At 37.7% G+C, this 20539-nt stretch carries 20 protein-coding genes and 3 pseudogenes; 12 read left to right on the plus strand and 11 right to left on the minus strand.

Annotated features, from left to right (window positions below):
- Positions 1 to 60 precede the first annotated feature (60 nt).
- The 6 genes from HSISS2_RS10250 to nrdG all read left to right on the plus strand — a co-directional run bounded on the left by HSISS2_RS10250 (position 61) and on the right by nrdG (position 5943).
- On the plus strand, positions 61 to 366 hold the full coding sequence (locus HSISS2_RS10250) for a DUF1292 domain-containing protein (RefSeq protein ID WP_002887079.1): 306 nt from the start codon (positions 61 to 63) through the stop codon (positions 364 to 366).
- Between the two features lie 292 nt (positions 367 to 658).
- Positions 659 to 2308 carry a hypothetical protein gene (locus tag HSISS2_RS10255; RefSeq protein ID WP_008536048.1) on the plus strand — a complete coding sequence of 550 codons (1650 nt, stop codon included), beginning with the start codon at positions 659 to 661 and terminating at the stop codon, positions 2306 to 2308.
- Positions 2309 to 2405: 97 nt separating this feature from the next.
- Entirely contained in the window at positions 2406 to 4610 is a 2205-nt protein-coding gene (gene nrdD, locus HSISS2_RS10260) for an anaerobic ribonucleoside-triphosphate reductase (protein WP_008536047.1), read from the plus strand.
- Positions 4611 to 4699: 89 nt separating this feature from the next.
- Entirely contained in the window at positions 4700 to 4831 is a 132-nt protein-coding gene (locus tag HSISS2_RS12135; protein ID WP_021146612.1) for a hypothetical protein, read from the plus strand.
- Between the two features lies 1 nt (position 4832).
- On the plus strand, positions 4833 to 5333 hold the full coding sequence (locus tag HSISS2_RS10265; protein WP_002887489.1) for a GNAT family N-acetyltransferase: 501 nt from the start codon (positions 4833 to 4835) through the stop codon (positions 5331 to 5333).
- Between the two features lie 4 nt (positions 5334 to 5337).
- The gene (gene nrdG / locus HSISS2_RS10270) at positions 5338 to 5943 is read left to right on the plus strand and encodes an anaerobic ribonucleoside-triphosphate reductase activating protein (RefSeq protein ID WP_008536045.1); all 606 of its coding nucleotides are present in this window, start codon (positions 5338 to 5340) and stop codon (positions 5941 to 5943) included.
- 35 nt (positions 5944 to 5978) lie between these two features.
- Here the strand turns inward: nrdG and yaaA are convergent, their stop codons facing one another.
- The 6 genes and pseudogenes from yaaA to HSISS2_RS10300 form a co-directional block, all read right to left on the minus strand.
- A complete protein-coding gene (gene yaaA / locus HSISS2_RS10275; RefSeq protein WP_008536044.1) occupies positions 5979 to 6710 on the minus strand; it encodes a peroxide stress protein YaaA in 732 nt (243 codons plus the stop codon).
- 85 nt (positions 6711 to 6795) lie between these two features.
- Positions 6796 to 7737 carry a YitT family protein gene (locus tag HSISS2_RS10280; RefSeq protein ID WP_002887485.1) on the minus strand — a complete coding sequence of 314 codons (942 nt, stop codon included), beginning with the start codon at positions 7735 to 7737 and terminating at the stop codon, positions 6796 to 6798.
- On the minus strand, positions 7730 to 9481 hold the full coding sequence (gene aspS, locus HSISS2_RS10285) for an aspartate--tRNA ligase (RefSeq protein WP_021146613.1): 1752 nt from the start codon (positions 9479 to 9481) through the stop codon (positions 7730 to 7732). The genes HSISS2_RS10280 and aspS overlap by 8 nt, the downstream gene beginning before the upstream one ends.
- 109 nt (positions 9482 to 9590) lie before the next feature.
- Entirely contained in the window at positions 9591 to 10013 is a 423-nt protein-coding gene (locus HSISS2_RS10290; RefSeq protein ID WP_021146614.1) for a hypothetical protein, read from the minus strand.
- 7 nt (positions 10014 to 10020) lie between these two features.
- Positions 10021 to 11300 (minus strand): annotated as a pseudogene (hisS, locus tag HSISS2_RS10295) (histidine--tRNA ligase).
- 303 nt (positions 11301 to 11603) lie between these two features.
- Positions 11604 to 12715: pseudogene (locus HSISS2_RS10300) on the minus strand (vitamin B12 independent methionine synthase).
- 223 nt (positions 12716 to 12938) lie between these two features.
- On the opposite strand from HSISS2_RS10300, the gene rpmF reads away from it, so the two are divergent.
- From rpmF to HSISS2_RS11415, 5 genes are all read left to right on the plus strand, one after another.
- Complete coding sequence (rpmF, locus tag HSISS2_RS10305) at positions 12939 to 13121, plus strand: 50S ribosomal protein L32 (RefSeq protein WP_002885630.1); 183 nt, start codon at positions 12939 to 12941, stop codon at positions 13119 to 13121.
- A 15-nt stretch (positions 13122 to 13136) separates the two neighbouring features.
- Positions 13137 to 13286: a 50S ribosomal protein L33 gene (gene rpmG, locus HSISS2_RS10310; protein ID WP_002262412.1), complete on the plus strand. Its 150-nt coding sequence runs from the start codon at positions 13137 to 13139 to the stop codon at positions 13284 to 13286.
- 186 nt (positions 13287 to 13472) lie between these two features.
- On the plus strand, positions 13473 to 14213 hold the full coding sequence (locus tag HSISS2_RS10315) for an ABC transporter ATP-binding protein (RefSeq protein WP_002887480.1): 741 nt from the start codon (positions 13473 to 13475) through the stop codon (positions 14211 to 14213).
- 3 nt (positions 14214 to 14216) lie between these two features.
- Positions 14217 to 15029, plus strand: a complete 813-nt coding sequence (locus tag HSISS2_RS11210) for an FtsX-like permease family protein (protein WP_021146619.1) — start codon at positions 14217 to 14219, stop codon at positions 15027 to 15029.
- Between the two features lie 53 nt (positions 15030 to 15082).
- A complete protein-coding gene (locus HSISS2_RS11415; RefSeq protein WP_021146620.1) occupies positions 15083 to 15523 on the plus strand; it encodes an FtsX-like permease family protein in 441 nt (146 codons plus the stop codon).
- A gap of 94 nt (positions 15524 to 15617) precedes the next feature.
- Here the strand turns inward: HSISS2_RS11415 and HSISS2_RS10325 are convergent.
- The 5 genes and pseudogenes from HSISS2_RS10325 to HSISS2_RS10350 form a co-directional block, all read right to left on the minus strand.
- Positions 15618 to 17101 (minus strand): annotated as a pseudogene (locus HSISS2_RS10325) (site-specific integrase).
- Between the two features lie 9 nt (positions 17102 to 17110).
- A complete protein-coding gene (locus HSISS2_RS10330; protein ID WP_014632502.1) occupies positions 17111 to 17359 on the minus strand; it encodes a hypothetical protein in 249 nt (82 codons plus the stop codon).
- Positions 17360 to 17424: 65 nt separating this feature from the next.
- Positions 17425 to 18453: a replication initiation factor domain-containing protein gene (locus HSISS2_RS10335; RefSeq protein WP_021146623.1), complete on the minus strand. Its 1029-nt coding sequence runs from the start codon at positions 18451 to 18453 to the stop codon at positions 17425 to 17427.
- Between the two features lie 2 nt (positions 18454 to 18455).
- Positions 18456 to 18887: a hypothetical protein gene (locus HSISS2_RS10340; RefSeq protein WP_002887471.1), complete on the minus strand. Its 432-nt coding sequence runs from the start codon at positions 18885 to 18887 to the stop codon at positions 18456 to 18458.
- A 274-nt stretch (positions 18888 to 19161) separates the two neighbouring features.
- Entirely contained in the window at positions 19162 to 19617 is a 456-nt protein-coding gene (locus HSISS2_RS10350) for a hypothetical protein (RefSeq protein ID WP_021146624.1), read from the minus strand.
- 534 nt (positions 19618 to 20151) lie between these two features.
- On the opposite strand from HSISS2_RS10350, the gene HSISS2_RS11220 reads away from it, so the two are divergent.
- The coding region (locus HSISS2_RS11220; RefSeq protein WP_134981552.1) for a helix-turn-helix transcriptional regulator at positions 20152 to 20539 on the plus strand (388 nt) is incomplete at its 3' end.

The raw sequence follows: 20539 nt of genomic DNA on the forward strand, positions 1-20539 counted from the left end.
ATTGTCGAGTATATTAGCTTTACCTAACTATTTGGCTCTTGCTTCAATAAGGAGAACAATATGTCACACAATCACGATCATAACCATGACCATGAAGTTATTACCTTAGTAGACGAACAAGGAAATGAAACTCTTTTTGAAATCTTGTTAACTATTGATGGACGTGAAGAATTCGGAAAAAACTATGTTCTTTTGGTACCAGCCGGTGCAGAAGAAGATGCTAACGGAGAGATTGAAATTCAAGCTTATTCTTTCACTGAAAATGAAGATGGTACCGAAGGTGACCTTCAACCAATCCCTGAAGACTCAGATGCTGAATGGGATATGATTGAAGAAGTCTTCAATAGCTTCATTGATGAGAATTAAAAAGTATTGACGAACATACTGAATTATTTTACCAATTTTGTTCATTGTCTAACTTCTATCAAGTTGACTGAGGGTTTGACAACTATAACTATGCAGGTGAAATCACATCAGTTACTAGGAGAGAAAGGATTGAGATTTTGTTCTCAATCCTTTTTTAGTAATTATTAATTTAATTTAAGAAATTAGAGAGAAATTGACTAAATAGTATTATCTGATATACTGGAAATAAGACAATCAGGGGATTATTTCCTTTTATTCATAACTTTCCAAATAACAATAAAGGAGTCTAATTGTGAGTCAATATAGCGAAGACAATACTTTACAATCGGGTAGCTATCAGGGCTACCATCGAAGCCACCATCAATCTCATGCAAATGATGAGAAACAAGATGAGAAAATTGAAGTAGCAATTCAAGGGCATACAAATGAATCGAGTTCTTCTCTGAAAGATAAAGCCCCTATAACTGCGATTCCATGGAAGCATAAGAGTCACATTCTCATTCTTAGTCTGATCTTGAGCATTTTTAGCATCTCAGTGCCTTGCTTTACAGACTTTGCAAATAGTATGCAGTCCCAAAACCTTTACATTGCAAAGATGTTTGCCAATGGCAGCCTACCTTACTCTGACTTTTTTACAACGGGTGGCTTCTTCTATTATTTCTTAGTTTCCTTAGCTTTTCGCTTGGGATCAACACTTTGGCTAATTCCCATACAGTTTCTTACCTACTATCTTTCTGGTAGTTTTCTTTACAAGACTGTCATGCACATGACAAGTAAGAAGGAAATTGCTACTTTCATTAGCTTTATTTTCTTCGTAATTAATGGAACGCTTGGTTTTGGCGGCCTCTACCCTATCCAATTCGCAATGCCATTTGTCCTTGGAGCCATTTTCTTCTTGACCCGTTACTTTGCTGGTCACAGTCGTGATGAAGCTTTTATTCTTTACGGATTGGCTGGCACTGCTGGAGCCTTCTTTGAAGCGCGAACACTCATTTTTTGGATATTGTCACTAGTGACAATTTTCGTTTACAACCTTGTCAACAAGCACTTTTTCCGTGGTTTTTACCAAGTCCTCTGTATAATTTTTGGTAATATTCTGGTACTGTATCTATGCCTTTACTTTATTTTAAATTTACAGATTACATCAGACTATATCAACCAAGTGTTGATCTACAGCTTTACACATCTTGCTGTAGAAAATAACGACTATCTGTTAACCCTAGTTTATCAAATCTTTGCCGTTCTAGGATCTGGACTACTTATTGGTGCCGTAACTACAGGTAATCATCTTCTTGGTGAAGCTAAAGATAAAAGTATCAAATGGGTACTGCTCATTAGTTTTGTCTTTACAGTAGTTTACAGCTTATTTTCTCGAAGCTTTGGTCTTTACAGTATTCTCAACATAGTACCTTATGGCCTTGTTCTGACTGCGCTTTCGTTAGATGATGCTACTAAAAAAAGAGCTGAACGCACCTCTCACAGACGTCGTAATGTTAGCCAGATTCATGCACTTAAAGTTTTTGGTATTTTCCTCAGTCGAAACTATTTCTTACCACTACTAGTCTTTGCATTTGCTTTTGCTATGCCAATCATCATGTTCCTATTTAATTTAGAAAATAATGCTGAACGCAGTACTGTCGCAAATTATATCGTTAAAAAAACTAAGAAAGACGAAACCATCTACGTCTATGATTCTACAGCAAAAATTTATTTGGATAGTGGTCGTAAATCAGCTTCACAATTTGTTCTTCCAGAACTCAATACAGCAAAATCTAGCCATAAAAAAGCTATCTCAGATACACTTATCCAAGATTCTGCACAATATATCGTTGTCCAAGAAAACACTCGCTTACCTTCCGATGTTAAATCAACGCTTTCTAAGAACTATAAAAAAGTTTCTATGAAGGGGATTGAACGATATACTCTTTATGTTCTAAAATAACTCAAAAAATCAATATATAGTGGTTGGAATAAAAATATACCACAATATATTGATTTTTTCTGCCTAGTGCTATAATTAGTAGCGAGGTGAATTTTAGATGATAACATTAGAAAAAGAAAAGGTTACTGTCAACCCCGATATCAAAGTCATCAAACGTGATGGACGTATGGTTGCCTTTGATTCAAGTAAGATATATGAAGCTATTCTCAAAGCTAGTGATGCTATTACACCTGTTACACCTCTAATTGAGGTTAAATTGGAGAGTATTGCCAATCGTATTGTGGCTGAAATCAATGATCGCTTTTCTCAAAATGTCAAGATATATGAAATTCAGAGCATTGTAGAGCACGAGTTGCTCTCAGCCAACGAATATGCTATCGCTCAAGAATATATTAACTATCGTACCAAACGTGATTTTGAGCGTTCTCAGGCCACTGACATCAATTTCACCATTAACAAACTCGTCAATAAAGACCAAGCTGTTGTCCACGAAAATGCCAATAAAGACAGCGACTTATACAATACACAACGTGATTTAACCGCAGGAATTGTTGGAAAATCTGTAGGCCTTAAGATGCTTCCTTCACATGTAGCAAATGCCCATCAAAAAGGAGACATCCACTTCCACGATTTAGACTATAGTCCTTACACACCTATGACCAACTGTTGTTTGATTGACTTCAAAGGCATGTTGGCAAATGGGTTTAAAATTGGTAATGCGGAAGTTGAAAGTCCCAAGTCCATTCAAACTGCAACTGCACAAATTTCACAAATCATCGCAAATGTCGCCTCTAGTCAGTATGGTGGCTGTACAGCGGACCGTATTGATGAGTTTTTAGCTCCATATGCTCAATTAAATTATAAGAAGCACTTGGCCGATGCTGAGGTTTGGGTTGCTGAAGATAAACGAGAAGATTATGCACGTGCTAAAACGCGTAAAGATATCTATGATGCCATGCAATCTCTTGAATATGAGATTAATACCCTTTTCACATCGAATGGACAAACTCCCTTTACCTCTCTCGGTTTTGGTTTGGGAACCAACTGGTTTGAGCGTGAAATTCAAAAAGCTATTCTACAAGTTCGTATTTTAGGACTTGGGTCAGAACATCGTACAGCGATTTTCCCTAAGCTTATTTTCACCCTGAAACGTGGACTTAACTTGGAACCTGAGTCACCTAACTATGATATCAAACAGTTAGCTCTTGAATGTGCGACCAAGCGAATGTATCCAGATGTGCTTTCATACGATAAAATTATTGAATTGACAGGTTCCTTCAAGGCTCCTATGGGATGTCGTTCTTTCCTACAAGGGTGGAAGGATGAAAATGGTGTTGAAGTTAACTCTGGACGAATGAACCTTGGTGTTGTAACCCTTAATCTTCCTAGAATCGCTTTAGAGTCTAAGGGTGAGAAGAAAAAGTTCTGGGAAATCTTTGAGGAACGAATGGGAATTGCCAAAGATGCTCTCGTCTATCGAGTTGAACGTGCCAAAGAAGCTACACCTGCCAATGCACCTATCCTTTATCAGTATGGTGCTTTTGGTCAGCGTCTAGGTAAATGCGACAGTGTCGACCAACTTTTCAAACATCGCCGTGCAACCGTATCACTTGGTTACATTGGACTTTATGAAGTAGCATCTGTTTTTTATGGTAGCGATTGGGAAACTAATTCAGAAGCCAAGGCATTTACTTTAGCTATCGTTAAAGCTATGAAAAATGCTTGTGAAAATTGGTCGGACGAATATGATTATCATTTCTCTGTTTATTCAACACCATCAGAAAGTTTGACTGATCGTTTCTGTCGCCTGGATACTGAAAAATTTGGTATTGTCAGTGATATTACAGATAAAGAATATTACACCAACTCCTTCCACTACGATGTTCGTAAAAATCCAACACCATTTGAAAAGTTGGAATTTGAGAAAGATTACCCAGAAGCTGGGGCAACTGGTGGATTCATCCATTATTGTGAATATCCAGTCCTCCAACAAAACCCTAAAGCACTTGAAGCTGTCTGGGATTTTGCCTACGACCGTGTCGGCTATCTTGGTACTAATACTCCAATTGATAAATGCTACAAGTGTGACTTTGAAGGGGATTTCACTCCAACAGAACGTGGATTCATGTGCCCTAACTGTGGCAATACAGATCCTAAAACAGTTGATGTCGTAAAACGCACATGTGGTTATTTAGGAAATCCACAGGCACGCCCAATGGTTAAAGGACGCCACAAAGAAATCTCAGCCCGAGTCAAACATATGAATGGCTCAACTATAAAATATGAAGGAAAACATATCTAACATATCATAGGAGATGTTATCACAAACTAGAAGCAGCTGGACGATACCCTCCAACTGCTTTGCTTATTTCATTTTTAGAAAGGAATAGCATGGGAAAATATCAATTAGATTATAAAGGTATGCAGCAAGTGGAACGTTACCACGAAAAAAATGCAACCGTCAAAAATAATAAAAAAGCACGTGTCCAGGCTCTTTTGAAAAAAGCTGGAAAGAAGAAATAAGATGATTTTACGCCGACCAAGTCAAGCAGATAAAGAAGCTATCTTAGAAATGATGGATGAATTTGAAAGAGAGCATTCTGCCCATGACGGTGGATTTTGGAATGCAGACAACTTTATTTATGAAGAGTGGCTAGAAGAAAATTTTCAGGCAGAAGCAGGACTCAATATTCCTGAAAATTGGGTTCCTGCTATCCAGCTGGTTAGCTTCAACGAAGTAGGTCATGCTCTTGGCTTTCTCAACCTCCGTCTCCGATTAAATGACTACTTACTAGAAAAAGGTGGTCATATTGGCTACTCTATCCGTCCGTCTGAAAGAGGTAAGGGATATGCTAAAGAATCTCTCCGCCAAGGCTTGCAAATGGCCAAGAAAAAGAATATTACTAGAGCTCTAATAACCTGTAATATCGAAAATTTTGCTAGTCGTGCTGTTATCTTAGCCAATGGTGGTCAGTTGGAGAATATTCACAATGAAACTGAGCGCTATTGGATAGATTTGGAGTAGAATTATGACATGGAATACACCAAAACCTCAAGAATGGAAGTCTGAAGAACTTAGTCAAGGACGCATTATTGACTACAAAGCTTTTAACTTCGTCGATGGCGAAGGGGTGCGTAACTCACTTTATGTCTCTGGCTGTATGTTTCATTGCGAGGGATGTTATAATGCTGCCACCTGGTCCTTTAAGGCAGGGATGCCCTATACTAAAGAACTTGAGGAACAAATCATGCAGGACCTAGCTCAACCTTACGTACAAGGTCTCACGCTACTGGGTGGTGAACCCTTCCTAAACACAGGAATTCTCATTCCCCTAGTCAAACGAATTCGTGAGGAACTCCCGGAAAAAGATATTTGGTCTTGGACTGGTTATACTTGGGAGGAGTTGATGCTTGAAACTCCTGATAAGATCGAGCTTCTTCATCTCATTGACATTCTCGTAGATGGACGCTTTGACATTACTAAAAAGAACCTTATGCTTCAGTTTCGAGGATCGTCTAATCAACGTATTATTGATGTCAAAAAATCTTTTAATCAAGGAGAAGTCGTTATTTGGGACAAGTTAAATGATGGTCAAACTAACTATGAGCAAGTCGATCGTAAAGATATGATATAAAGAAAAGTCTGAGTTCAAAAAACTCAGGCTTTTTTCTAAACTATTTTAACAAAGAACAGCTCATGCTCAGAGGATAAATCTTCACGATAGTGAAACTCATCAAAGGATAATTTTCGTAAGTCATCAATGGTTTGACAATTTTCTTTCATTACAGCCGTCAAAAAAGCCCCTCTAGCTTTTTTAGAAATCGTTGAATGTGTCTTAAGAAGACCATTACGGTCTTCCATAAAACTAACTGTGAATAACTGCTTACGAAGAGCTGGACTAAAGACATCTTCAAATTCACTTGAAAGTAAAGAAACAACTGGAACTTGACTCTCTTCTAGGAATTGATCATATTCAGCACGCCAGTAGTTTTTTAAGGACCGACCATTAACCTTAACCTTCGTATGAAAGTCATGACGATGTTCTTGAATTGAATAAAAAGCTGGAATAATCCCATAAAAAGAAGATGTAATAAATACCTGTTGGCTTAAAAAATCTTTTTCACATGTGGATAAGTCACTACGTTTAATATGGCGATACATCAAGCCATTAAAAAGCTCTATTGCAGGATAGCTCCTTGCTTCCCCAGCCAACATTCTATCCCAGCGCTGCTTCTCTTTCTCAGCCTGCTCAGGCTTTATTTTATAAGCTGTGGATAATTCTTCTGTGGATAACTTTGCCATTTCTTTGAGAATAACCACACTCTTTTCAGAAATCTTCTGATACGGAACTTCATTGAGGGTCTTCATTTCTTTTGCAGTTGGAATCAAAAATCTAATCATACTGTTATTGTAAGGTCATGTAAACATTTCGTCAAGAATTCTCTCTAGTAAAAAAGAAGTCAACAGACGTCAACTTCCTTTTTACTTAGTCATCTAAATCAACAAAACGACCTAGAATATGTACATTTTCAGCAATAGAAACAAATGCTTTAGGGTCTGCTTTTCTCATGTAATACTTAAAATCAGTGTACTCTTCACGGGTAATAATAGTCAGCAAAACTGCTTTTTTTTCATGATTATAAGTACCTTCCGCATCATTGATCATTGTTACTCCACGGTGGAGTTTCTTCTGAATCATTCGTACAACTGGATCAGGATTACTTGTAACAATCATAGCCTGCATTTTCTTTTGCTTAGTAAAAATCGCATCCGTTACTCGGCTTGAGACAAAAATTGTCACCATTGAATACAGGGCATATTTCCAACCAAAAAGTATACCGGCAAAAATCATGATAATCCCATTGACAATCAGAGAGATATTTCCCACATCACGACCAGTTTTCTTACGAATGGTAAGGCTGACAATATCCGTACCTCCACTTGAAATACGAGATTTCAAACCAAATCCAATACCTGTACCCATAACCAAGCCACCGAAGATAGCATTAATCAAAGGATCCTCAGTCAAGGTAACATGAGGCATTACCTGAATGAACAGGGAGCTCATTGTTACTGTAATGAAGGTGAAGATAGTAAACTTATGGCCAATTTTATTCCATGCAAGAATCAAGAGCGGAATATTAATAGCATAAAAAGTCAATGATACAGGAATCTCAAAACCAAGAGTTCTAACACTCAATGCTGATAAAACCTGTGCCAACCCTGTTGCCCCACTTGAATAGACGTGACCTGGTTGAAAAAAGAAATTCACAGCGATTGATGATAAGAGTCCGTATAGTAACGATGCTGAGACCTTCTCAGTATATTTTTCACGAGAAATACTACGAATAGCCTGCCAAACACCTATCTTCTTCGCAGATTTTTTCGCTACAAATTTAACATGTTTGTGAAGACGTGTTTTATTCATTTTCTAATTCTACATGAAGAGCAAGTTCTTCCAACTGTTTATCAGCCACAAGACTTGGAGCCTGAGTCATAGGATCTGATGCCTTATTATTTTTAGGGAAGGCAATCACCTCACGAATATTATCTTTACCTGCAAGAAGCATAACAAAACGGTCAAGACCGATAGCCAAACCACCGTGTGGTGGGAAACCATAGTCCATAGCTTCAAGAAGGAATCCAAATTGCTCGTAGGCTGATTCTTCAGAGAAGCCAAGGGCTTTCAACATACGTTCCTGTAGGTCTTTATGATTGATACGTAGGCTACCCCCACCAAGCTCATAACCATTCAAGACAATATCATAAGCCACAGCACGTACCTTAGAAAGATCCCCTTCAAGATTTGATGCAGACTCTTCTGTTGGCAAGGTGAATGGGTGGTGAGCAGACATATAACGTCCTTCTTCTTCAGACCACTCAAACATTGGCCAATCAACAACCCAAAGGAAGTTGAACTTAGTGGTATCAATCATGTCAAGTTCTTTAGCAATTTGATTACGTAAAGCGCCAAGTGTATTATTAGCAACTTCAAGAGTATCTGCTACAAAAAGGACTAAATCATTCTCTTCAAGTTGTAAAGCATCTGTCAACTTACCTTCAATACTTGTCAAGAATTTAGCAACTGGACCTGCTAGAGCACCATCAGTCATTTTAACCCAAGCAAGACCTTTAGCACCAAATTGTTTAGCAAACTCTGTCAACTTGTCAATGCTTTTACGTGAGTACTTATCTGCATTTCCTTTGACAACAATTGCCTTAACAGCTGGTGCCTCAGCAAACACTTTGAAGTCTACACCCTTTACAATATCTGTCAAGTCTTGTAAAAGCATATCAAAGCGTGTATCTGGCTTATCGGATCCATAGTTATTCATGGCATCATCATAAGACATACGTGGGAATGGCAGTGTGACATTAATTCCTTTAGTTTCTTTCATAACCTTGGCAATCAATCCTTCTGTAATATCTTGGATTTCTTGCTCATTAAGGAATGATGTTTCTAAGTCAACTTGTGTAAACTCAGGTTGACGGTCTCCACGCAAATCTTCATCACGGAAACACTTAACAATTTGATAATAACGGTCAAAACCAGCATTCATCAACAATTGTTTAGTGATTTGAGGACTTTGCGGAAGAGCGTAAAAATGACCTTGGCTAACACGACTTGGCACCAAATAATCACGTGCACCTTCTGGTGTTGATTTTGTCAACATTGGTGTTTCGACATCGATAAATTCCAAGTCATCAAGATAATTACGAATAGCGTGAGTTACCTTAGCACGAAGCTTAAAGTTTTCCAACATTTCTGGACGACGAAGATCCAAGTAACGGTAACGCATACGTGTATCATCACTAGCCTCAACACCATCTTTGATTTCAAACGGTGTTGTTTTGGCAGTATTAAGGATTTTGAGGTCTTCAACTTTTAGTTCAACAGCACCTGTAGGCAAGTTGTCATTAGCTTGTTCACGTGCTTCAACTGTTCCTGTTACTTCAATAACAAATTCGCTACGTAGGCTCTCGGCTGTTTCAACAACAGCTGCATCTGCATTTTCAGGGTTAACAACCAATTGCATCAAACCTTCACGGTCACGAAGGTCAATGAAAATCAAACCTCCGAGGTTACGACGACGAGATACCCAACCTTTCAAAGTAATAGTAGTTCCGATATGTTCGCTTCGAACACGTCCGGCATACATAGAACGTTTCATAATTACACTTCTTTCGTTAATTTTTTAGTCTTAACTATTATAGCAAAAAGCCCATCAAAACCCCACCCATTTCGGGTTAGAATTTTAATAGACTTTCTTTTTTATCAAACTATTTACCAAATTGTTTCAACAAATCACTAGTATCTACGTAATCTTCAGCAAATTCTTCAAAATCTTCAAAACGATAATCAGCAGTCTCTAAATCAAGTAAGCTATTCCATCGGAAACCATAAACATCTTCAATAATAACACTAAGTTCATCAGTTTCTTCATCTACCTGCCACCCTAAATAACGTTCCTGAGTTTCAAAACTTAAGACCACATCTTGGCAATCTTGACGCCAAACTTGGCCAAGTAACTGTTGACACATTGCATGATCACTTGCAGGCTCGTCATTAAACCAGGTAATTTCATGTTTATCCAGAAGAGCAATCAACTGCCAAAACTGTTGTTGAAAGTGAATAGGCATACTACGATTAAAAGCCAAACTAAAGTTTTCACTTCGTTTAAGCATATCAACTATACTAACCATAAGCCTCCTACTTTTCTAATTGGTCCAGAACTGCTGCAAAATTCTCTGTTAGCTCCTCAAAACTTACAGTTACTTCCTCTCGAGTGGTATTATTTTTAACACTAACCTGACCTGACTCTAATTCACTCTCACCTAAGGTGATGACAGTTTTAGCCTTAAAGGCATCTGCTGACTTAAATTGTGCTTTAATCTTGCGTCCAAGGTAATCACGTTCGGCCTTAAATCCTTGATGACGGATAGCTTGAGCTAACTCGAGTGCTTTACCATTGGCTTCTGAACCTAGAACTGCAATGTAGACATCCAAACCTTCTTCTACAGGAAGAGTAATACCTTTTTTATCAAGAACCAAGAGCAAACGTTCCAAACCAAGTCCAAAACCAAAACCAGCTGTTTCTGGACCACCAAAGTACTCAACCAAACTATCGTAACGACCGCCCGCACAGATTGTCAATTCAGACTTATCAATAGTAGTGATAAATTCAAAAATCGTGTGATTATAGTAATCTAGACCACGTACCATGTTGGTATCAATCACGTAAGGAATGTTAAGACTCTCAAGCATGGTACGCACTTCGTCAAAATGAGCTTGGCTTTCTTCATCTAGATAATCAAGGATAGATGGAGCATTTTCAACTGCAAGCTTATCTTCTTTTCTTTTGAATCGAGCACTCGCAAGGGATTTTCATCCAAACGACGTTGACTATCTTTTGATAAACTCTCACGCATTGGTGTCAAATAGTCAATCAAGGCCTGACGATAAGCCAGACGACTTTCAGTATTTCCAAGACTATTCAAATGAAGGGTAACATCCTTAATTCCAAGCGTATTAAAGAGTTGATAGGTCATAGCAATGGTTTCAACATCTGTTGCTGGATTTTTTGATCCAAAGCACTCTACCCCCAATTGGTGGAACTCACGCAAACGACCTGCCTGAGGACGTTCATAACGGAACATTGAACCAATATAATATACTTTAACAGGTTTTTGAACCTCTGGCGCAAAAAGTTTATTTTCTACATAAGAACGTACAACGGGCGCTGTTCCTTCCGGACGCAGAGTGATGTGACGATCTCCCTTATCATGAAAATCGTACATTTCCTTAGTCACAATATCAGTTGTATCACCTACTGAACGTGAAATAACCTCATAATGTTCAAACATAGGTGTACGAATCTCACCATAATTGTATTTTTTAAATGTTTCACGTGCAACATTTTCCACGTACTGCCATTTGGCACTATCAGCAGGCAAAATATCTTGCGTGCCCTTAGGTTTTTGAAGTTTCATAATAATGATACAGACCTCAAATGGGCCTGCCCTCCTTTTCCGTTATTACAGATATAATCACTCTATTCTAACATAAATTGCATGGCATTTGGGAAATGGTCGAGGATTTTTGAAAGAAGAAACAAAACTCCCGGTATGTATAATGGTTAATCTTACTCATCAACAAATAAGTAGTGAAATTATGAGGGGCTCTCCTTTTTCCAAAAACCTATAGAATTCTTTGTTTTATCTCTTTGTCTTCCATGATGCCTTTCTTGCTATTAAAAATAGGACAGGCTAACCCCATCCTATACACTTGTTCTATTATGACCAAACTTTATCAGTAATTGATTTAATCAGTTGCAACTTATTCCACTCATCTTGCTCTGTCAAAATATTACCTTCTTCAGTCGATGCAAAGCCACATTGAGTTGAAATACCGAGGTTCTTAAGTGGTACAAGATTTGCTGCTTCATGGATACGAGCAATAACAGCATCTACATCTTCCAAAGCAGGATCCTTAGAAGTAATCACACCAAGGACCAATTCAACATGATCACGATTATTCCAAATTGTTGGAAGTGGAGCGAAGCTACCTGAACGCGCATCGTCGTATTCCAAAAAGAAGATATCATAGTTTAATTGACCAAGATATTTAGCCACTGAATCATAGCCGCCTTCAAAAAGGTATGTAGATTTAAAGTTTCCACGGCAAATATGTGTAGCCAAAGTCAAATCTTCTGGAAGACCTTCTAAGGCTTTGTTGATAGTATACACATCGTCTTCAGCAATTTTTGCCAACTCAGCTGTTTTTTCAGGATTATTTTTTCATTCTCAAACTGTTGAATCAAATAACCCCAAGTCATATCATCCAACTGTACATAACGTGCACCCAAATCGTAAAAATGTTGGATGGTATCATGGTAAGCTTTAGCCAAATCATCAAGGAAATCTGTCCATGAATCATAGTAATCAGCATAAAGATCACTACGGTGGTCACGATTAATGATGAGTGATGGACTTGGAATAGTTACTTTTGGAGTAATTCCTTCAGGAGTCACTGATTTAAGATATTCAAAGTCGCGATAGAAAGGATGATTAGGGTTTTCAGCAATCTTACCATTGATACGAACGTTGGTTGTACGTGTCTTAGCTCCATGGAATTTATATGAATCTTCTTGTTGATAGGCTTCAAAACCAGTCAAATTCCAAAGGAAGTCAAGATGCCACCAAGAACGACCAAATTCACCATCAGAGACCACTTGAAGACCATTTTCCACCTCATGGTGTACCAAATCTTTAACCAACTCATCTTGTACTTTCAACAATTCATCTTGAGAAATGTCCCCATCTGCAAATTTTTCACGTGCTTCTTTTAAAGCTTGCGGACGAAGGTAAGACCCAACATGGTCAAAATGATAATGTACTTTACTCATATCTATTTACTCCTTTTGATTCTCTTACTATAATAATCCTATTCTAGCACTTACAGTTATAGCTGTGAAATATATAAATATTATCCATTGATATAGCTATTAACTATGAGACTTCCTAAAAAGTTTTTTGTCAAGTAACTTTACTTTACAAAAAAGATATGTTATTCTGTTATAGTTGATTTAAAATCAAGAACATAAATATTAATTCGGAGGAAATAAAGAAATGGCAGTACCTGCACGTCACACTTCAAAAGCGAAGAAAAACAAACGTCGTACACACTACAAATTGACTGCTCCATCAGTACAATTTGACGAAACAACTGGAGATTACTCACGTTCACACCGTGTATCACTTAAAGGATACTACAAAGGACGTAAAATCGCTAAAGCTAACGCAGCTAAATAATAGAAGGGAGATACCATGCGCGTAAATATTACACTTGAACACAAAGAATCTGGTGAACGCTTGTACCTTACTTCAAAAAACAAACGTAACACTCCAGACCGTCTTCAATTGAAAAAATACTCACCAAAATTGCGTAAACACGTAATCTTTACTGAAGTAAAATAATTAAGATAAGAAAAGCCTATGAAACTCATGTTTCTAGGCTTTTTTCGTGCTTAAATTGCGGTTTTGTCTGATTTTTATCTGATTGAATTATTTCTAACTTTTATTTACCAAACTATTATTTATTCACTTACAACAGCTTATTAAAAATGATACAATAGAAAAAAGTCAACTTATAGGAGAATGACTATGAAAACACAGGCAATCGAAGTAACAAACCTTGCTAAGTCGTTTGAATTAAGCAAGGGTAAGACTGTTCAGATTTTAAACGGTCTCAGTTTATCAGCTAACTATGGTGAATTTATATCTATATTAGGTGTCAGTGGTTCTGGAAAATCAACACTATTAAAATGTATGTCAGGTCTATTGCAACCAAGTCAAGGAAAGGTTGAGATTCAAGGTTTAGATCCCTATCAAACTAGTCCTAATAAACTTGCTAAACTAAGACGTGAGTCCTTAGCGTTTATCTTCCAATCCTATAATTTGGTACCTGCACTACCTATTATTGAAAATATCGCCTTACCTTTAAGATTATCAGGCAAAAAGGTCAACAACCAAGAGATACTTGAATTACTGGAAAAATTGCAATTCAAGGCAGATAGCAAAGCCTTCCCTTCAACCTTATCTGGTGGTGAACAACAAAAAATAGCTATTGCACGAGCTATTTTAGCAGATAGTCAGATTATTTTTGCAGATGAGCCTACTGGTGCGCTTGATAGTACCTCTCGTCAAATTGTTTTTGATATTTTAAGAACACTAGCTAATCAGGGGAAATGTATCCTCATGGTTACTCACGATATTGAGCTAGCTTCAAAAACTGACCGAGCACTCATCCTTAAGGATGGTTTGATTTCCCAAGAAATTATAAAACCTAAGTCTGAAGAATTAACTAAGGCTTTAGGTATAGAGACTGATGTAAGGGAGAGATAAATCATGTTAAAACTCATTTATTACCAATGGAGATATAGTTGGAAAGAATGGACCGCAACTGTACCTGTCTTTTTTATGGCAAGTCTCATTTCAGGGATATCCCTTTCAGGCGACTTTAATATTATAGCAAACAAGGACGTACTACTCAGTGTTCAAACAGACCCAAGCCCAGTATTCCTTATGCCCATTTTCTTTGGCGGGCTAACTCTTTTTCTTATTATTTCCAGTCTCATTGCTAGTCTTTTAAATTATTTCAAATCGGATTATCAACTTTGGGAAATTTTAGGTGCTAACCGCTGGCAGTTGTCAATTTTAGTTGCTGGACAAATTAGTTTAATGGCATTTATTTCCAGTATACCTGGTGCTCTCATTGCAACACCGATAAGCCGTTACTACTATTATTATTTACAGAAGTATTTTGGCAAAGGTATGATGCCAGATTTAAACTTTGGTTCTCAACCGTTGGCACTGCTTGCTACCGTAGCTTTAATTTCTAGTCTCGCTTTTGTTAGTGGGTACTTCTATACCAGTAAACTCCTTAAACAGAAAGTCGAACGAAAAACTTTTAAATTTTGGATAATTGTTAAGAAAGCAGTCCCATGGGCTATTTTAGTTGCCCTATATGCTTCCCTTTTATTTATGTTTTATCATTCAGAACCACTATTGGGTACTGGTTCCTTGCTTTATCTCATGCTAGTCAATGTTTTGCTATCTATGCTCTATCTCCCTATCTTCAAATTGGTATTATCAAACTTTTATCACCCGTACTACTTAGCCACAGGTATGCCCCAATCCTTGCAAAATGGCAAATTCTAAGTCAAAAATCTTATCTTAAAGCCATTAATGCTTCGGTTGTTGCTGGAATTACATTGGTTGGGAGTTTTCAACTACTCTCGCAAAATATCTTTTCTTTCTTTCAAGAAGACGGTGAATTAGAATTATTAGTTTCCTTTATTGCCTTTTTCCTAGCTCCTGTACTATTAATATTAGCAAACGTAGTCTCCATGACATTATTGTCTGTCCGCCAGGAGGCCAAAGAGCAGGAACAGTTAGCCACATTAGGAGTTTCCCCTGCTCAACTGTTGCATACAAAACTTTGGGAAAGTCTTATTATAACGGGACTAGCGTTCTTTATTTCCCTAGTGATTAACCTTGCAATGATTGGTCTGATGAACCATTCACTCAGATTGTTGAAAATGGGAATGACTAATTGGACAGGTCTTTTCCTTCCAGCTATCATCCTATCTACACTACTCTTTCTTTTGACTTTCATCACTAAAGTAAGCCATATTAAGAAACAAACATTTTAAGAAAGAAGCCTATGAAACGCATGTTTCTAGGCTTTTTTCTAATGTTCAAAATTCTATTTCATCTAGTTTTTATCTGATTAAAGTTTAACTTTTGTTACTCAATCAACTTCTCTAGCTTTTCAACCGCTCCTCTCATGGTGTCTTTTTGTTTCTTAATCACGTGGAGATAGACACGTTCAATCTCCTTAGAATCCTCCGAGTGTCCGACAAATTCTCGAATGGTTGGGAGATCAATGCCTTCACTTGCCATAATGGAAATAAAGCTATGGCGAAACATATGAGGAATGACATGAATCGGTCTCCCAAAGTCTAGGAAATTATCAATATCCTTATAGGACTTACCTGCCTTCTTATTATACTTTACTGACTGACTAGAACCACCTCTCAGGAATTGTGATAGCTCGTTGTGATAAAGCGGAGAACCTTGCCTATTACCTGCCCTGATATAGGTTCTAGTAAAGAGATAGCCCAAGTCTTGGTAAGTCGGATTGAATTGAGCTTGAAACTTATTTCTGTCAATGTAGTGTCGCAAGATTTTCTCTACCTCAGAACTCATTGGAATCGTACGGACACTTTCCTTAGTCTTAAGGTCTGCTCGGTAACGTTCCTTTTCATCAAGATTAAGAGCTTCCATAACCTCATCTGATTTATTTTTACTTGCCCTCTGCCAATGAACCTTTATCCACTTTCCCTCAAAATCAAGCATATCTTCATTCAAACCCAAAACCTCACTTGGTCTCATGCCTGTTAGGAAAATCATTCTCAACACGTCTGCAATAAGTTGATTATCAGACCTATCTGTCCAGCTTTCTATCAGGCGGAGAACATAGTTAACTTCGCTTGCTTCTAAGTATTTTTCCGCAATGTCTTCACGTTTCTTATTCTGCTCCTCACTCTTTGTCAGAACTCGCCTTTTAACCTTGTTATTAGTAATCGGGTCTTGTGTAAGAGTAATTTGTCCATTTTCCACTGACCAGTCAAAAATCATCTTAAGGTAGATATGCAGGTTTCTTGCCATGTCATAGAAGAAACATTGATAAGATTTTGAATTTCATCTGTCATAGAGGCAAATTTTGTGATAGATATTCTTGTATCAAAGTTAGGCTCAATATAACGGTTGTAGATAGTAACTCTTGTTTTAAGGGTATTATTGGCTGGCTTGACCCTCTCATGCCATGCTCTAAAGGCTTTACCATAAAGATTTCCATCTTCATCAAAGGGCTTGGCGATTTCTTCTAGGGTTAAAATCCTCTTTGCTTTCTTGGGTGTTACGCCTGTTACCTCAGCAATATAGTCATCAACTAATTTATTTAGTTCTTGCGTGACCTGTGTAATCAGTTGCGAGTTTTTTATATCACTGACCAAGAGACGCTCTTTCCCAGATGATGTTTTCTTACTTGGTCTTGCCTTAGTAGTAAACCACCCTTTACTAGCACCTGTAGAAAGGTATTTCTTGTGAGATTTTTTAGTAATAGGGTGGGTAAATCGCATAGCGAATTTCACCAAGACGTTACCCGCCTTATTAGGGTCTGGTCGCCAAGAACTGATGATGAGTACTCTTGAACCATTATCTCTCATAGGTACCCCCTACACTATCTTTGCAACATACTGGTTAGTAATTTTGTAGTCAAACCATACTACAAAGACTTCTGAGTGGATAAAGACGTTGCCATGCGTTCCTTTGATGCCGAAGGCGTATGGACTGTCTTTCATCTGACGAATATAGCTATTAAGTGTTGCAACTGTCATGCCATGCCAGAGTTCATCTAAAAAGACGGATTTTCGGTACCAGTTACGGGTCAAGTCAAAATCATGTTCTGTTTTTAATATTGCCATTGAATTCTCCTTCTATTCTAGTTATAGTCAAGATAGTTATTTTTAGAAAGGCGGATTGTAGCGTTTTACAAGTCGTCTTTTCTTATGCCCCAATAGGCTGAGCTTAATTGCTCTTGTTTGTACTGCTGAATGTCTGTTTCGTCTACTTTCGTTAGCTTAGATATACCAAGCTCAAGTAGGTGCTGAATATAATTATCTGCCTTTTCTTGTCCATGTGATTCTGCTTTTGCCACATAGAGTTTCCCGAGTGTTCGTGAGACTTGTTTTTCTGTCCATAGCTCAGACTGTTTTAGAGTTGGCTTCGTTCGCTTAACACTCAAGACAGTCTTTTCTTTTGTCTCTAGGTAGTCATTCCACCACTTTACATTTTTTCTTCGCCAACGGTTAGAATCCTTGTCTCTCGGACTGACAAAACGATAATGTCCGTTAATTGCCTCAAAGTAAATCTCTTTGAGCGGTCGCCCATCTTTTATCTGTTTAGCTAATAAATTTGCCTTTTCTTGCCAACATCTAAGCTCTGCTCTTGTCCATGATGATGGCGTTTCTGGTAAATCTTTGTCTAGTTTTTTCTCTAACAGCTTGTTATAGATACACCATTGCTGAGTACCTCTAACACCAAGCGTTACCATCTTACCAACCTTTTCACCATTTTCAAGAATACTCTTTTCATGGTAATCAAAGGTTTTAGCAGTTGATATGCAGAGTTGCCTTTTACAGTAACTGTAAATAAGTGGGACGGATAGGCTGTCGTCAAAGATATCATTGGCGATATCTAGCCTTGTGACGTTACTATGATATTCAGAAATACGCTTCATTAATGTTACCCAATTATTGACATTGCTTTCCATGTATTCTTCATATTGACGGCACCCCTGCCCTCTCAGTTCGATAAAGACCCCCATTTTCGATTCCCAATCCTTATTGAAATAAACCTTTATCTCTGAGAAGGCATAATGCCGTTGGTACTTGTTTATACCCCATTCATTGAGGACAAACTTGTCTTTAGGAAGAATGAGGATTTTCTCAATGACATCATCTGGGGCTAAGCCTTTAATCGTTACAGCTAAATAGTCTAACATCACTGAGTTATCCATGTTTAGGCTCCAATAAATTTAATATCGGTTGCCACTAGCTTTAAGCCACCCCAATTTCCACCACCATTACTGTTAGCTCGCCAACCAAGGTGGACTTCTGGATTTACAAGTTCTACTACGAGAGAATTCAGCTCATCCTTCTCAACGGATTTAACTAACTTGTCAAGATTATCTACAATCTCCAAACGAATGCTCTTAAGGTCATCAGGGGAATAACCCAAGTCTTTCAAGGCCTGAATTTTGTCTGTATCTTGTACAGAACAAGTAATTTTAGCCACTTCATCTGTCGCAATGCTTTCGCCATTGATATTTTTATAGACTGGAGCAACCCGTGAAGAAAGGATAGTCACTTTCTTTGGAATGTCAAATTGTGATTTATCCAATTTCAAATCGCCTACTTTTACAGTTTCGTCTGTTAAGTTAAATTTTGTCATGTATTTTTCTCCTGTTCATAAAAACTACGCCTACATGAAATCTGTCGTAAACCATTGATATCATGGGCTTTATAAAGGTTCTTTCGTGAATTTTGCTTCAAATCACTAAATTCCTTGCGTATCAAGGGATTTGACCACATTTCATGTATGTGTGCACCCCCTAATAGGGGCTGGGGTGCAAATGTCAAATCGAGTTCAGCCGTTTGCCACCTTCCCCACCTGCTCTGGGCTACCGTGTTGACCACTCGCCCAGCGGTGGGGTGGCGAACCGTCTTCATCGATGAAAGAATCCAAGTCTCTTAGATGATTTCTCTTCCGTCTCTTTCTCCAAGGTCTGGATTCTAGCCAGAAGCACTTCTAACTCCTGTTTCAACTTTGCTAGGTTCCTTCGATAATCTTCTTGGATTTCCTTAAAGGAGACCTCTAGCTCATCAACAAGTTCTCTAATAGGCTTTTGAGAATCATTTTCTTTAGAAAACTCATAAGCGCTTAGAATTGCACTTTCTAGCCCCAACGAAGACTTCTTATCAGCAATCGCTTGAAAATGGTTTAGGTCATCTTCTGTAAAAAGATAAACTTTAGAATATGAGTTTCGACCCGTTCTCACCCTACTTTCTTTAAATTGAGTATCGGTCAGGCTTTCAATTTTTAATCGCCACTTTTTCAGTGTTGAAACTGAGTTAAGACCGTCAACCCTGTCCACAACTTCTTGATAATCGTATTCATTCATTAGCTTACCTGTGTTTTCTGATTGAGAAAGTCAGTCGCAATCTGCAAAGCTCTAGATTCAATTAATCGCTCAGATCCCGTACCCTTGATAAGGTGATAGAGTTATCTGGCATCCAAATCATTACAATACTCTGGTTTGATTAAGACTATCTCTTTTGTCTCTTGTAAGTAGACTACCCACTCTATTATTTGTAGTCCCATACCTGTTAAATTCATAATTACCCCCTTTTCTGATTTTGGATAACTAGCATTTATCCGAAATAGATGGTATAATTACAATAATTAGATTTACTGTCCTTGAACGATGTACTAGGTTGTTCAAGGATTTTTTGTACCTTCCTTTCTTTTTTGATTGTTAGGTTAGCTCCTTTCTATCGAACATATACGTTTTTATGTACGAATGGTGTAAAATTTTTTGAGCAATCCTAATGCTCACCAATAATTATATACGATATCATACACGGCGTCAAGTGTTATCTCCAAAAAATGTACGATTTTATAAACTCCTGTGTTATAATGGTCTAAGAGGTAACTTATGTTTGAAATACTTAAACCTGATAAAAAGTCTGTGGGGCGAAGACTTAGACAAGTCAAGGATGAATTGAATTTATCCTTTACAGATTTTGGAAATCGTCTAGGACTCAAAAAATCAACCATTAATGCATATGTTAGAGGAGATAACTTAGCTCCTCTTGAAGTTTTAGAGAAAGTATCAAAAATCTATGGGAAACCTGTAGGTTGGTTTTACTATGGAGAACTAGAAGAATACATTGAACTTTATCTTAGAAAACTCGGTTATGGTAAATTTTTAGACGAATATCCTGAAACCCCATTAAAGATAAAAGATGAGCTTTTTAGGATTAAAACAAATCCAATACAATCCGTCACAATTAGCGGAGGGGTAAGCATTGGAACATTTGAAA

Origin of the sequence: Streptococcus sp. HSISS2 (assembly GCF_000448665.1) — a bacterium.
In the GTDB taxonomy this organism is placed as follows: Bacteria; Bacillota; Bacilli; order Lactobacillales; family Streptococcaceae; genus Streptococcus; species Streptococcus raffinosi.